The organism is Chryseobacterium sp. Mn2064, from assembly GCF_049319685.1.
Classification (GTDB): Bacteria; Bacteroidota; Bacteroidia; order Flavobacteriales; family Weeksellaceae; genus Chryseobacterium.
In genome coordinates this window covers 451,746-465,676 of record NZ_JBMOUE010000001.1, presented here as the reverse complement: position 1 = coordinate 465,676, position 13,931 = coordinate 451,746, and the positions used below count along the sequence as shown (strand labels likewise).

At 35.5% G+C, this 13,931-nt stretch carries 13 protein-coding genes; 8 read left to right on the top strand and 5 right to left on the bottom strand.

Going from position 1 to position 13,931, the window contains the following annotated elements; translation table 11 throughout:
- Nucleotides 1–17: 17 nt before the first annotated feature.
- From ACL9RH_RS02095 to ACL9RH_RS02085, 3 genes are all read right to left on the bottom strand, one after another.
- Nucleotides 18–470, bottom strand: a complete 453-nt coding sequence (locus ACL9RH_RS02095; protein ID WP_422691669.1) for an adenylyltransferase/cytidyltransferase family protein — start codon at nt 468–470, stop codon at nt 18–20.
- 142 nt (nt 471–612) lie between these two features.
- The gene (galE, locus tag ACL9RH_RS02090; RefSeq protein ID WP_422691668.1) at nt 613–1,635 is read right to left on the bottom strand and encodes a UDP-glucose 4-epimerase GalE; all 1,023 of its coding nucleotides are present in this window, start codon (nt 1,633–1,635) and stop codon (nt 613–615) included.
- A gap of 461 nt (nt 1,636–2,096) precedes the next feature.
- A complete protein-coding gene (locus tag ACL9RH_RS02085; RefSeq protein ID WP_422691667.1) occupies nt 2,097–3,221 on the bottom strand; it encodes a DegT/DnrJ/EryC1/StrS family aminotransferase in 1,125 nt (374 codons plus the stop codon).
- A gap of 89 nt (nt 3,222–3,310) precedes the next feature.
- On the opposite strand from ACL9RH_RS02085, the gene ACL9RH_RS02080 reads away from it, so the two are divergent.
- Nucleotides 3,311–4,912, top strand: coding sequence for a S8/S53 family peptidase (locus tag ACL9RH_RS02080; RefSeq protein WP_422691666.1), 1,602 nt, complete (start codon nt 3,311–3,313; stop codon nt 4,910–4,912).
- A gap of 61 nt (nt 4,913–4,973) precedes the next feature.
- Here ACL9RH_RS02080 and ACL9RH_RS02075 read toward each other — a convergent pair whose 3' ends face one another.
- Nucleotides 4,974–7,508, bottom strand: coding sequence for a phosphoenolpyruvate carboxylase (locus ACL9RH_RS02075; RefSeq protein WP_422692649.1), 2,535 nt, complete (start codon nt 7,506–7,508; stop codon nt 4,974–4,976).
- A 127-nt stretch (nt 7,509–7,635) separates the two neighbouring features.
- On the opposite strand from ACL9RH_RS02075, the gene ACL9RH_RS02070 reads away from it, so the two are divergent.
- From ACL9RH_RS02070 to ACL9RH_RS02045, 6 genes are all read left to right on the top strand, one after another.
- On the top strand, nt 7,636–8,361 hold the full coding sequence (locus ACL9RH_RS02070) for a hypothetical protein (RefSeq protein ID WP_422691665.1): 726 nt from the start codon (nt 7,636–7,638) through the stop codon (nt 8,359–8,361).
- A gap of 304 nt (nt 8,362–8,665) precedes the next feature.
- A complete protein-coding gene (locus tag ACL9RH_RS02065; protein WP_422691664.1) occupies nt 8,666–9,232 on the top strand; it encodes a Crp/Fnr family transcriptional regulator in 567 nt (188 codons plus the stop codon).
- A gap of 56 nt (nt 9,233–9,288) precedes the next feature.
- Nucleotides 9,289–9,867, top strand: a complete 579-nt coding sequence (def, locus tag ACL9RH_RS02060) for a peptide deformylase (protein ID WP_422691663.1) — start codon at nt 9,289–9,291, stop codon at nt 9,865–9,867.
- A gap of 147 nt (nt 9,868–10,014) precedes the next feature.
- Nucleotides 10,015–10,683: a hypothetical protein gene (locus ACL9RH_RS02055; RefSeq protein WP_422691662.1), complete on the top strand. Its 669-nt coding sequence runs from the start codon at nt 10,015–10,017 to the stop codon at nt 10,681–10,683.
- Between the two features lie 49 nt (nt 10,684–10,732).
- Nucleotides 10,733–11,137 (top strand): hypothetical protein, encoded by a 405-nt coding sequence (locus tag ACL9RH_RS02050; RefSeq protein ID WP_422691661.1) that lies wholly within the window; start codon nt 10,733–10,735, stop codon nt 11,135–11,137.
- 34 nt (nt 11,138–11,171) lie between these two features.
- Nucleotides 11,172–11,777, top strand: coding sequence for a hypothetical protein (locus ACL9RH_RS02045; RefSeq protein WP_422691660.1), 606 nt, complete (start codon nt 11,172–11,174; stop codon nt 11,775–11,777).
- A 175-nt stretch (nt 11,778–11,952) separates the two neighbouring features.
- Here the strand turns inward: ACL9RH_RS02045 and lpdA are convergent, their stop codons facing one another.
- Entirely contained in the window at nt 11,953–13,353 is a 1,401-nt protein-coding gene (gene lpdA / locus ACL9RH_RS02040) for a dihydrolipoyl dehydrogenase (protein ID WP_422691659.1), read from the bottom strand.
- Nucleotides 13,354–13,453: 100 nt separating this feature from the next.
- Here lpdA and ACL9RH_RS02035 point away from each other — a divergent pair, with 100 nt between their 5' ends.
- Nucleotides 13,454–13,858, top strand: a complete 405-nt coding sequence (locus tag ACL9RH_RS02035; RefSeq protein ID WP_422691658.1) for a winged helix-turn-helix transcriptional regulator — start codon at nt 13,454–13,456, stop codon at nt 13,856–13,858.
- Nucleotides 13,859–13,931 lie beyond the last annotated feature (73 nt).

The following is a 13,931-nucleotide window of genomic DNA, read 5'->3' as shown; positions in this document are numbered from 1 at the left end:
CGGGATTTTTTTATGTTTTATTTTACAGATTCTGCGCGTGCATCTTTTTCTTTTTCTGCTTCGTAGATTCTTCTTCTCAAATCACTGGTGGAAAACCTGTGATCTCTTTTATTAAAAAAAAGTTCAATTCCTTTTTCTTCACAGTACTGTTTACCGGTAAAATCTCTGTCCATGTAATCGTCTCCGATGATTCTTACATCAATTACAAACGACTTTAAAATATCCAACAGATCTTCTTCCGTATAGTAAGGAACAATTTCGTCTACGGCGTTTACCGCCTTCAGCTGAATGTATCGCTCTACAATAGTCTGACTTGGTTTATTTTTGTTGGGACGGTCGTGGGACGGGTCAATCTGAAGTCCTACGATTAAATAATCACATACGGTTTTAGCTTCTTCAAGCATTTTGATGTGCCCTGCGTGTAATAAATCAAATGAGGAAAATGTAATACCTATTCTTTGTGTCTTCATATTAATTTTAAATTAAAACTTTACTGAAAAAGTCTTTTAAACAGATAAAAGGTTCTATTCTCAGCAAAGGTGTTTTTGTAATTCGTTTTTATAGTCGTTTTTAGTTATTATTTCATAATGATAAGGAAAGTTTTCCAATTCTCTATGAATTTCTGGTGTTTAAATATTTTTGCCATTCCCAGACTGTTTTTAAAGATTCTTCCAAAGAAGTCTCCGCTTTCCAGTGAAGTTCTTTCTGAGCTTTTTGCGGATCGGCATAGGCAATGGTAATATCCCCTTCCCTTCTCGCACAGATCTGATAAGGAACTTCTACGTTATTGGCTTTTTCGAAAGCTTTCACCACTTCCAATACAGAGGAACCTTTCCCGGCACCCAGATTGTAAGTATCAATTACTGTATGCTCTTCTGAATCTTCCATTAGCTTTTTCAGTGCAGCAACGTGAGCTTTTGCAAGATCAACCACGTAGATATAATCTCTAACCGCTGTTCCATCCTCCGTAGCATAATCGTCTCCCCAAACATTCAGTTTTTCGCGAACACCTGCGGCGGTCTGCATAACGTAAGGAACCAAGTTATTAGGAACACCAATAGGCAATTCTCCAATCTTAGCGGATGGATGCGCACCTATAGGATTAAAGTATCGCAATAAAGATATTTTACGCTGGTAAGCGTTTGCAAAATCGATAAGGATCTGCTCTCCCATCTGCTTTGTTTTTCCATATACACTTTCAGGAAGTTTTAAAGGCGTATTTTCATCAATTGGCATTACATCTGCCTGCCCGTATACTGTACAGGAAGAACTGAAAATGAAATTGGAGATCTTTCTTTCTTTAAATTCCTGAAGAATATTGATCAGTGAGAACAAATTATTTTCGTAATAATCTACAGGTTTTATCTGGCTTTCTCCTACAGCTTTAGAAGCCGCAAAATTGATACATCCATCAATCGGGTGTGCATCAAAAACCTGGGTAAGAAGTTCTTTACGTCTTAAGTCAAAAGGATAAAAAGCGGGTTTTTTACCTGTAATTTCTTCTATATTATTTAAAATAAACCTTTCTGTATTGGATAAATCATCTACAATAACCACTTCAAAGCCGTTATTCAGAAGTTCTACTACGGTATGAGAACCAATATATCCAAGCCCTCCGGTAACAAGTATTGCCATTTCTATTTTTTCTTTGTATTTTTCTTACTCTATGTGTTTTCCTATATCATCTAATTCTAGAAATCGCACTTTTTTATTTTTAAAAATATTCGTCATCAAAAGAAATGCTGATGTTATAAAAAAAACGATAAAGAATATCAAAACATCAACTCCCTCAAAAGAGGTTTCCATCCTCAACTTTATATATTCAAAAATAAAAAATAATAAAACTAAAATATAGTTTACATTTAAATATAGTATTGCTTTTTTGCTCTTCAATAAAAAAGTAATGGCACTTAACAATGAACTCAAAAATATTATTGAAGTAAAAAGAAAGATAAAATTTTCCATAGAAAATATTATCTCTGCATTGATCTCCAAAGCTGATCTATAAGTACCAAAGCAAAAAAAGAAGAATAAAAACAATTGGAATAAAAATATGACTATTCCAATTATTCTATATTTAAATACTGTATTCTTCATTATCCCATAAACTCAAGTACAGCATCTGTAATATACTTCAGCTGCTCTTCGTCTAATTCTGTATGCATCGGTAAAGAAATTACCTGATCCAGAAGTTTATCTGTATTCACGAAATCTGCAGCATTGCTTTCCTGATAGTATGCTTTCTGCTTTCTAAGTGCTACCGGATAGTAGATCATCGCAGGGATTTCTTTTTCTGTAAGGAATTTCTGAAGTTCATTACGTTTTCCGTTCAGAATTCTTAATGTATACTGGTGGAATACGTGTGTAGAATTTTCAGCTCTCTTTGGAGTAAGGATATTAGGATTTCCTTCAAATGCCTCATCATAATAATCTGCTGCTTTTCTTCTTGCTTCGTTGTAAGAATCAAGATGAGGAAGTTTCTTTCTTAGAACAGCAGCCTGAATACTGTCTAAACGAGAGTTTACTCCTACTTCATCATGATAGTATCTTTCGTACATTCCATGGTTTACAATTCCTCTTAAACGGTGTGCCAGTTCATCATTATTGGTGAAAATAGCCCCTCCATCTCCATAGCATCCCAGGTTTTTTGAAGGGAAGAAAGAAGTAGTTCCTACCGTAGACATTGTTCCTGCCTGCTTTACAGTTCCATCAGAGAATGTATATTCTGAACCGATTGCCTGAGCGTTGTCTTCAATAACATATAGATTGTGCTCTTCAGCAATTTTCAGAATCTCTTCCATATTGGCACACTGTCCGAAAATGTGTACCGGAATAATCGCTTTTGTTTTAGGTGTAATCGCTTTTTTAATCTGCTCCGTAGAAATGGTGAAAGTATCATAATCAACATCTACCAATACAGATTTCAGTTTCAACAGATGAATCACTTCTACTGTAGCAGCAAAAGTAAAATCAGCGGTAATAATCTCATCTCCTTCTTTCAGATCTAACGCCATCAGGGCAATCTGCAATGCATCTGTACCATTGGCACATGGGATCACATGTTTTACGTCTAAATAAGACTCCAATTCATTCTGGAAAGACTTTACTTCAGGACCGTTAATAAATGCCGCAGAATCCATTACATTCAACACTGCATTGTCTACATCATTCTTTATTTTGTAATACTGACTTTGCAAGTCAACCATCTGAATTTTTTTCATATAGATAAATATTTCTGTAAAAATAAGGAATTTAAAATCCTATCAAAAATTTTATTGATTTTGTTTTTATCTTTATACAAAATAATCTTATGAAAAAACTTTTACTCATTTGTTTCCTAACTGGTTATATTACCCTCTCTGCACAAACAGAACTTGTTTTTGTTTATTTTACAGATAAGCCTAATAAAGCTGCGTTCTATGCAAATCCGCTCTCTGAGCTGTCTCAAAAGTCGCTCAACAGACGTACCACACTGGGAATTTCACTGAATGATCAGGATGCGCCTATTGAACAGTCTTATCTCCAGAATCTCCAGAATCTGGGTTTTACGGTTACAGATTATTCCAAATGGCTCAACGGAGCTGCTGTAAATGCAACACCGGCACAGAAAGTACTTCTTCAGGCCCAGCCTTTCGTTTTATCTGTAGAAAGTTTTGCCAGAAATAGTTCAACAGGAGTAAAAACAACTCTGAAAAAAGGGAAAGATCAGACAATTACTAATAAAACTCTTACCAGCTTTAATTATGGACAGGGAACTACACAGATTGACCAGGTTAACATCCGCCCGCTCCATTTGGCAGGATACACAGGAACGGGTATTTCTATTGCTGTGATTGATGCCGGATTTCCTATGGTGAATACAGGATCTGCTTTTTCAAGATTATGGACTGGTAATCATATCAAAGCAACTTATGATTTTGTAACGAAAAGCAATAACGTTTATACTACAACGCTAAGTCCACACGGATCTGTAGTTTTGGGGGCTATCGGAGGATTTTTGGAAGACACCTTTGTAGGTTCCGCTCCTGACGCTGATTTTTATCTTTACCGAAGTGAAAATGCAACGGTAGAAATTCCCGAGGAAGAGTTGTATTGGATTGAAGCTGCCGAAGAAGCAGACAGAAAAGGAGTTGAAATTATCACCTCATCACTGGGATACGGTGAATTTGATGATACCCGATACAATTATACCTATGCAGATATGAACGGAACGACTTCTTTCATTGCAAGAGCTGCACAGATTGCTGCAGAAAAAGGAATTTTTGTTCTTGCTGCTGCAGGAAACTCCGGGGCAGCCCCGTGGCATTATCTTTTGACCCCTTCTGATAATGCTAAAGTATTTTCTATAGGGTCTGTAGATGCTGCAGGCAATGCTTCTGATTTTTCTTCTTTCGGACCCAATTCTCTGGGCATCATCAAGCCTGATGGAAGTGCTCAGGGTTCCAATACGACCACCGTTTATGACAATGCAACAGTTACGGTAAGTGGAACTTCAATTTCTACCCCTATTGCAGCAGGTGGTGTCGCTTGTCTTATACAGGCTTTTCCAACCATGAACAGAGAGCAAATTAAGACAAGACTAAGACAGACGGCATCTCTTTATCCTAACCATAATAATCAGACAGGATACGGTATTCTTAATTTCGGAAGTTTGTATAATTTGGTTTTAAACACTTCTGAGGTCGGAAAAAAAGAAAAACTGGGTATATATCCAAACCCGGTTAAAAATATGTTGAATATAGCTTATGAAGGCAACATTCATTCTGTAGAGATCTATGATAATCTGGGAAGACTGATCCGAAAAAGTTCCAATCAGAAATCGGTAAAAGTTGAAGATTTTGCAAAAGGAACCTATTATCTGAAGATTCAGACTCAGGATAAGTTATACTATGAGAAATTTATAAAGGAATAAAAAAACGGGCAAAAGCCCGTTTTTTTATGATCTATTATGTAACAATTTTCTGCAAAATCATTTAAGCAGAGTTCCTGCTTGCGTTGATATTTCCAAATAAAGAACGGGTCACAAGCTTTTCATAAGCTTCTTTATTGCCTTCTCCTTTCTGAATTTTCATCAAAGCATATTGTTGAATACTCAACAGCGGAAGTACAATTTTCTCACGAATCTTTACCGATTTTCTCGACAGCGGGTCTTCCTCTTGCAACATTTTGAATCCTGTAAGTTCCAACATAATATCTCTCGAAAGCTCATATTCTTCGAACAAAACATTCCAAAAAGCACCAAACTTCGGATTGTTCTTAATGTAATAAGTCAAAGGGAAATAAGATTTGTTCATACTCATCATAGAGTTTAAGACCAGTGTTTTGAAGAAATCGGAACCTTTGTACAATTCTTTTACTTCTTCAAATCTTCCCTGTTCCTTCATTTGGGCCATGGCATATCCAAAACCAAAAAATCCGGGTACGTTCTGTTTCAGTTGCGACCATGATCCTACAAATGGAATTGCTCTTAAATCCTCAAATTTCAGTTCGCTTCCATTTCCTCTTTTGGAAGGGCGGCTTCCGATATTGGTTTTTCCATAATATTCCAACGTACTCATTTCCTGCAAATAAGGAACAAACATCGGGTGAGCCTTTAGGTCAGAATATTTCTGATAACTGATATCTGCGAGTTCAATAATTAAGGTTCTTTCCTTTTCGGTAAGGTCTTTTTTGGCATTTTTAAATACATCATTTTCAACACCGGCCGTCAAAAGCTGTTCAAAATTATACTGAGCTTGTTCTTTATTTCCAAAGATGCTGGTAATGGTTTGTCCCTGAATGGTAAGTTCAATTTTATTATTGGCAATTGTTTTTCCCTGTGAAGCGTAGAAATCGTGGGTTTTTCCGCCTCCTCTTGCCGGTGGTCCTCCACGTCCATCAAAGAATACTACTTTAATATTATTCTGTTCGGATAATTTCGTCAATACTTCTTTTGCTTTGTAGATCTCCCAGTTCGCTTTTAAATATCCACCGTCTTTGGTTCCGTCTGAGAAACCAAGCATAATGGTCTGCTGATTTCCTCTTCTCTCAAGATGTTTTTTATAAACCGGATGCTGATAGAGCTCATTCATTACGCTTTCAGCATTGGCAAGTCCTTCCATGGTCTCAAAAAGGGGAACAATATCCATCTTGATCTCTTCATCCTGATAGCCGCACACTTTGAAAAATGCGAATACATTCATCACATCTTTTACAGCGTCAGAATTGGAGATAATGTATCGGTTCATTCCTCGCAGACCGTTCAGTTTCTGGATTTCTGAAACCTGAGAAACCGTCAGCAATGTATCTTTTACAATATCCTCAAAAACTTCCGGACTCACTTTGTCTGATACCTGAATAAGTCTGGTGAATTTCTGCTCATAATCGGCTTCATCATTTCCAAATACTTTGGCAAAAACCTCATCGATTACTTTCTGATGAATTCTGCTGTCCTGGCGAATATCCAGCGTGGCAAAGTGGGTTCCAAAAATCTTCACACGATCTCTGAAGTTAAGCAGCAAATCAAGAAATAAAGCATTATGCTCATTGATCAATATGTGTTCTGCTTCATCTGTTTTTTTCAGAATATCTTCTGCTGTAATATTTTTTCCTTCAAAAATTGCCGTGTATAATTCCTCACTCAATTGAGTCAATACTTCAGAAACGCCTCTGAAACTTAATCTTCTTCTGATAAATTTCAAATGGCTGTAATATGATTTTAAAATAGCTGAGCGTAATTCTTCGGCTACTCTTTTCGTAACTTCTGCTGTTACAAAAGGGTTTCCATCTCTATCACCTCCCGGCCAGAATCCTAACTGAATGATATCTTCGTGCAGGTGGAAATTTCCGTTTCCAAAGGTCTTTTTAATCTTCGTAAACAGTTCTCCAATGGTATCGTAGTATACATATCTCAGGTATGAAATAATGCTCAGCGCCTCGTCTATTGGAGTGGGCTTTTCTTTATTCACGAAAGGGGTTTTCCCCAATTGCTGCAACAGCATATCGATCTGGGTAACAGAATCGCTGGTAATGGCTCCTCTCAAATCCTGAATAATCCTCTGCACGGAACTTGGATAGAACTGTGTAGGGTGTGCCGTAAAGACTACTTTTACACTAAAATCCTTTAGTTTTTCACGCACTTTTTCAATCTTATGATCCTGAAAAGAGCGTTCAAATAAATTGGTTACTGTTCCACTATCACTTTCGGAGTGTAGGCTCGGAAATGCGGCATCTTCAATACTGTCGAATAATACCACCTGCCTTTCTATATACTGGATGATCTTGAAAAGAAGTTCCAGTTTCTGGTCTTCCGTTTGAAGATCTGTATGGTTTTTAAAAAATTCTTCGACGATTTCTTCAGGGGTTTTTCCTGCATCATAACCGGTTCTGCTTTCTTCATAAAGAAACGGAAGCAGCATTCCGATATTCGTCATTTTATCATAGGGCAGGCTCATAAATAATGAGTTGTAGATCTGGAATTTGTTTTCCACGATCTGCCTGAACTTTTCTGTGCGTTGGTCGTGTCTCATAATAACAAATGTAGGAGATTTTGGAATGAGTTGAATTGACAAATGACAAAATTTCGGGTCAAAAAGCAAAAAATTGTATTAATTTTTGTTTAAAATTTGACTAGTTTTGGCATCCATGTAAAATTCTATGATTAAATTCAATTTCAACGCGAATGTAAATATTCAAAATAAAAGATCGTCCATTGATAAGAAAGGGATTAAAATCATCCTGATTGTATTTGGTGTATTTATTTTTATTTGCGTAGCATCCGTCATAGGAGTAACTTCTTTTATAACGGGTACCATTACTTCTATGGAGAAACAGTCTGAAGAACATAGCAGACAAAGGGAATATGTTCTATCACTTCCTGTTTTAAAATGTGTTATTCATAGTGATAAAACAATTTCCGCACCTTTGTCCGGGCAGAAAGCTGCTTTATGTCTGTTAAGTTTCGGAAAAGCCAAAATATACTCCAAAAACTCTTATCGCATATACGAGAATTTTGATTACAGTATGGCGGCAGATTACCCGGAAGGAACAAAACTTTCTGTCAATGGCAAGCTGTATGATATAGATTTTAAAATGTGTATTATGGACAGCCTTGGAGATGGAAAATATCATCTTACAAAAGGAATTTATGGAAAAACCTATAAAGCATCCTACCTTCTGAACAACTATAAGCCTGTAGAAAATGAAAAGGTAGCCACGCTTAAAGGAAAACATCCATTAGTCAATTCTTTTGGGGAATCCAGCGGGCCTAACAATATTTTGGTGAATGAATATGTTTTTAAAAACGGAGATTCTCTTTATATAAAAGGTAAGATTGAAGGTAACCGAATTGTTCCGTTTGTAGAGCATGTCATTTTTTATTAAGTCTGTTTTAAGCTTAACCGCAAAAGTCACAAAAGATTTTTTTAACACTTAAGTTATTTAAGCTATATACTTGATGCATAAGAAGTACACTAAAGTTATTTTGAAAAACAAAGATTTTAGTCTTGTGTGAACTTGATTGTGTAGTATTTCTTTGCGCTTTCTAAAGTGTACTCAAGTGTTTTAAAAGTAAAAAATTTTAAACAGCTTTATTAGTTCAAAAAAGTACAATCTCATCATTATCAATAAATTAATCATCTCTCTATTTGAATTGAATTTCACTACCTTTGTAATATAATTCTATCCTATGGGCTACATTAAAGAATATTACGAACAGATTGTCAAGCTGCAGGAATCAGAATGGGCTTTTATTGCAGGACATTTTCATCGGAAAGTTTTTGCCAAGAACGAGATCATTACCCAACATGGAGATACTGAAAATTTTTTGTCTTTCATAGAATCAGGGTTGGTAAGATTCTATATTCCTGATGATGAGCACGGCTATACATTCAGTTTCAGCTTTGAGAAAGAATTTACCTGTGCCTATGATTCTTTTCTTACACAAACGCCTTCAGAATACGAAATGCAGGCTTTAACGGAAACAGTAGTATGGCAGATTTCTTATGATGATCTTCAGAAAATATACAGTCAGACGAATGTAGGAAACCATTTGGGGCGATTTGCTTCTGAAAAACTATTTCTGGCAAAAAGTAAAAGAGAACTTTCTTTATTGAAACTTACGGCTAAAGAGAGATATTTGAAACTATTCACCGAACAGCCCGAAATGATTAGACGTGTTCCTCTGAAATATATAGCTTCTTATATTGGAATTACTCCTCAGGCTTTGAGCAGAATCCGCAGACAGATTAATTAACATAGGTTCATTGTACATTTTTCCAATTCTACAGAACTTTGCAGGAAAATAAGATAATGAAATTACCTATCTCCGCATATGGCAGCTCTGTTTTAAGACAAAAATGTACTGAGATCAACAAAAATACTCCTGAGATCCAAACTCTCATTACTGATATGTGGGAAACGATGGAAAATGCTAATGGATGTGGACTTTCTTCCTCTCAAATCGGAAAACCGTTACAGCTATTTGTTGCCGACAGCCAAATTGCCTTTGAAAACCTGGATTCAGAAGACCAGATTCTTTATTTTAAAAAAGATGATAAAGGAATGAGAGAAACTTTTATCAATGGAAAGATCATTCACCGCTCAGAAGAGACGTGGGACGATTATGAAGGATGTTTAAGTATTCCCGGTCTTTCTCAAAAGGTAACGCGACCTTGGGAAATTACGATCGAGTATCTGAATCAGGATTTTATCAAACAGACTAGAACTTTCTCCGGACTTACTGCAAGAATCATTCAGCATGAATACGACCATACTCAAGGTATTTTATATACAGACCGCCTCAAACCTCTTACCAAAAAGATGATGGAATCTAAACTGAAAAAGATTGCTTCCGGAAACATCACAACGGGATATCCTATGAAGTTCTGAAATATTTTTTTGAATATTCTCTAATCAATATTTAAAGCCTTAACATCGAAACAAAAATTAATACGAACAGCTTTATCAAAGGAATATTTCAACGAATTCATCCTACATTAAGTTTAAAATGTATCTTCGCAAAAACTTTAATTAAAAATGAAATTCGGAATTATTTTTTATGCGATTTTTGCAATATTAGCCTTCTTTTTAGTTGTTTATTTATTACAATATTTCATTCCTTTATCTATTATTTTCTTCATTGGTGTATTTATCAATATCGTTTTCATTCATAAAGAATATTCTCTTCATAAAAGTGATAAAATTGAATATACTGAGCATTCTATTCCTGAGGAGATTATAGTCAAATATTCGCGTTCAGGGAGAATTATTGCGATTGCTACTTACAGTATATTTGTAACTCTGGGGCTATTTTTTCTTTTGGGTCTTAAGTTTAAATTCAATGGAACGGCAATGTTTGTATTATTTATACTTCTTGGACTTACGGGTTATTTTATTTTTAAAATAATTTCAGAGGTCAAAAATATGTCACAAATTATCATCTCCATCAATGGAAAAGGAATTCAGATCAAAAACAATCCAAGATATTTGTGGAATGAAATTCAACTTGAAAAGATTATTGCAAAACGTCTAGTAAGCCGTGAACCTAAAAATGATTACAAGCCTGAAATAAATTACTTATACTTTTTTCATAACGACGAAAAAATAGAAATCAACATTGATGATTTTGATATTACAGATTATCAGCTTGCACAGGTTTTGAAAATATTCAGGGCTCGTTTTAATAATTCGGGCTTACCCATTTGATTATAAAAGTATTAATAATTACTTTTGTTCTTCACCTCATCCATAATCCATGAAAAAAATATACACTTTCTTTCTCATAGCACTTCTCTTCATTTCTTGTGAAAAAGAATGCTATAACGCTCCTCAACCCATCGTTTTTGAATTTGTAAATTCCAATAATGAAAACCTTATTACCAACGGAACATTGACATCTTATTCCATTAAAGACGAAAATAACGTCAGCATATCATTAACAAAAACCACTGATGATATGATTATTTTGGAAAACGTGGGAGCTTATAATGGGGTGAAAAAGTACTCTTTCTCTTCTAATGTTAAGCCTTTTGATTTTTCAATACAGTCATCCGAATTTAAAGGAGGTTGTGATGGCTACCAAATTAATAAATTAACATTTACAGGCATCAATATTGATGTAACAGATGAAAAAGGACATTATAGAATTGTACTGAAATAATTCTCTTTACCTTTGCACTGTAAACACATTTTCTATGAAAGTAATCATCGTATTTTCCCTTATCTTCTCCAATCTGATGTACAGCCAGATGAAGGTTCCTGATGATTATAAAAAAATTCCTGATATTCTGGATACTACAGATTACCTCTACCCTTTTATTGTTCCGGACAAAGGGTATGAATATTGGAGGGTTCTCAGCAATGACACAGATCCTGACAAAGCCGTTATCTATGAAAGCCAGGCTCCGGATTTTATGACGATCAATGAACCGGTTCCTGAAAGAGGATTTTTCCAAAAATGTGTTGGAAATAACTGTTTTTCCTATATTCTGGCCTGCAAAAAAGACCGAGCTTCTTATTTTTCCAACGAACAGCAACTCAGAGATTTTATCGGAACGGTAGATAATCTTCCTGAAGCATTACTGATTGCCAAAACGTATGGGTTTACCATCGATACTAAAAACCTTTTTACAGGAGCCTATAAAATTGACGACCGCCATATCTCGATGTACGTCTTACAATCCAGAGGTTGTCCTGTGGTTAAAGAATCCTTTTGGGTGAAAATTAGCAGAAAAACCGGAAAACTGGAATCAAAAAGTAATGGTATTTATGCTAAAAGTGAAGACTGCACTTCTTTTTAGATCTGAGCAGACACTACAACCAATAAAACCATCAAGACCTTTAGGGGTTTTAAATGAATAATGAAAATATTACTTTTTATTCAGTTATAGACCTCATTCTTTTATTAAAAAAGCTTCATTACTCTTCTTCCTTTCCTATTGATCTTAATGGTTTGTGTATTTTCCCAGATAGTTCTTATATATTCACCGCCCCTTGTCCAGATGCTATCAGATAGGCTTCCTTCAATGTTTCTGAATAGGTTGGATGGGCATAAGAAATACGGAACATATCTTCAGCCGTCACTTCATATTCCTGTGCAATAACTCCCTGTGCAATAAGGTCAGCAGCTCTTGCTCCAATAATATGCACTCCCAGAACCTCTCCATATTTAGGATCTACCAATACTTTGGCAAACCCGTCCATATCCATGGAAGCCCTGGCTCTTGCACTAGCAGAAAACGGAAATTTCCCTACATTATACGGAATGTTATTTTTCTTTAAATATTCTTCGGAATACCCTACAGAAGCTACTTCAGGCCATGTATACACTACAGATGGAATACGACTGTAATGAATATGACGTTTTTGTCCATTGATTGTTTCTGCGACCAAAACTCCTTCTTCTTCGGCCTTATGAGCCAACATTGCCCCACCAATCACATCACCAATTGCATAAATATGGGAAACAGAAGTCTGATTATTTTCATTAACTTTGATAAATCCACGCTCGTCCGTCTGAACCTCTGTATTTTCAAGTCCAAGACCTTTTGTATAAGGACTTCTTCCTACAGCAACTAAGATATGTTCAGCTTCAAGTTGATCTTCAGCTCCATTCTTATCTTTGAAAAAGACTTTAGCCTCACTGTCTGAACTTTCGGTTTTATATACAGCGTGGTTCAAACGGATGTCTATACCTTCTTTTTTCAGAATTTTCTGTAGATTTTTCCCTAGGTCATGGTCCATTGCAGCAATCAGATGATCAGCATATTCAAGAATCGTCACCTGTGTTCCTATACGGTTAAAAATAGAAGCCATTTCTACCCCAATCACTCCACCGCCAATGATGACCATAGATTTTGGTTTTTCATTCAAAGATAAAGCCTCTGTAGAGGTAATGATTCTTTTTTTGTCGATTTCCACTCCTGGAATTGTTGAAGGTTTTGATCCTGTTGCCACGATATAGTTTTGAGCTGTGATATGAATGGATTCAGCTTCATTTGTAATTTTCAACGTAGTATTATTGACAAAAGAAGCGGTTCCTTTCAGGCGGGTAATTTTGTTTTTGTTCATCAGAAAATCGAGTCCTCCGGTGTTTTTTGAAACTACTTCAGCCTTTCTTTTATACATCTGAGAAAAATCAAGTTCTATTTGATCCAGCTTAATGCCATGTTCCTGAAATTTATGATGAGCTTCTGCATAATGATGAGTACTGTCCAATAAAGCTTTTGTCGGAATACATCCTACGTTTGTACAAGTTCCTCCCAAGCTATCATATTTTTCTATAATTACAGTTTTATAACCAAGCTGTGCACTTCTTATAGCGGCTACATAACCTCCAGGTCCTGAGCCGATAACGGCAATATCATATTGTTCCATTCTATTTATTCATTTTTTATGATTAATTTTACTTGCAAAATAAAAGCAAATTTAAATCAAACACTTTCAATTTGCAAGTATTATATAAAAAATTAACAAAATGAATAAGAAAAGATCAGACTGCCCCATCAGCTGTTCATTGGAGATATGGGGTGATAAATGGTCACTTCTCATCATCCGAGACCTGATGATAAAGAAAGAATGTACCTATGGAGATTTTTTGAAAGCAGATGAGAAAATTGCCACTAATATTCTGGCTTCAAGACTTCAGAATTTGCTGGATAACGGAATTATTGATAAAAAAGATCATCCGGACAGCAAGTTAAAGATACTCTATCATCTTACTGAAAAAGGAACAGATCTAATCCCTGTGATTGTAGAGATCAATCTTTGGGGGGATAAATATCTGACAATTCCTGATGACAGAAAAAAACTTCTGGAAGATATTAAAAAAGATAAAGAAGACTTTGTAAAACGGGCTAAGGCTTATCTTCTAAGCAATTAATCAATAAATTCGGAAAAGCAATTATGACGCAATAGCTTTCATGAAAATGAATCATAGTAATTTTAAAATTTCC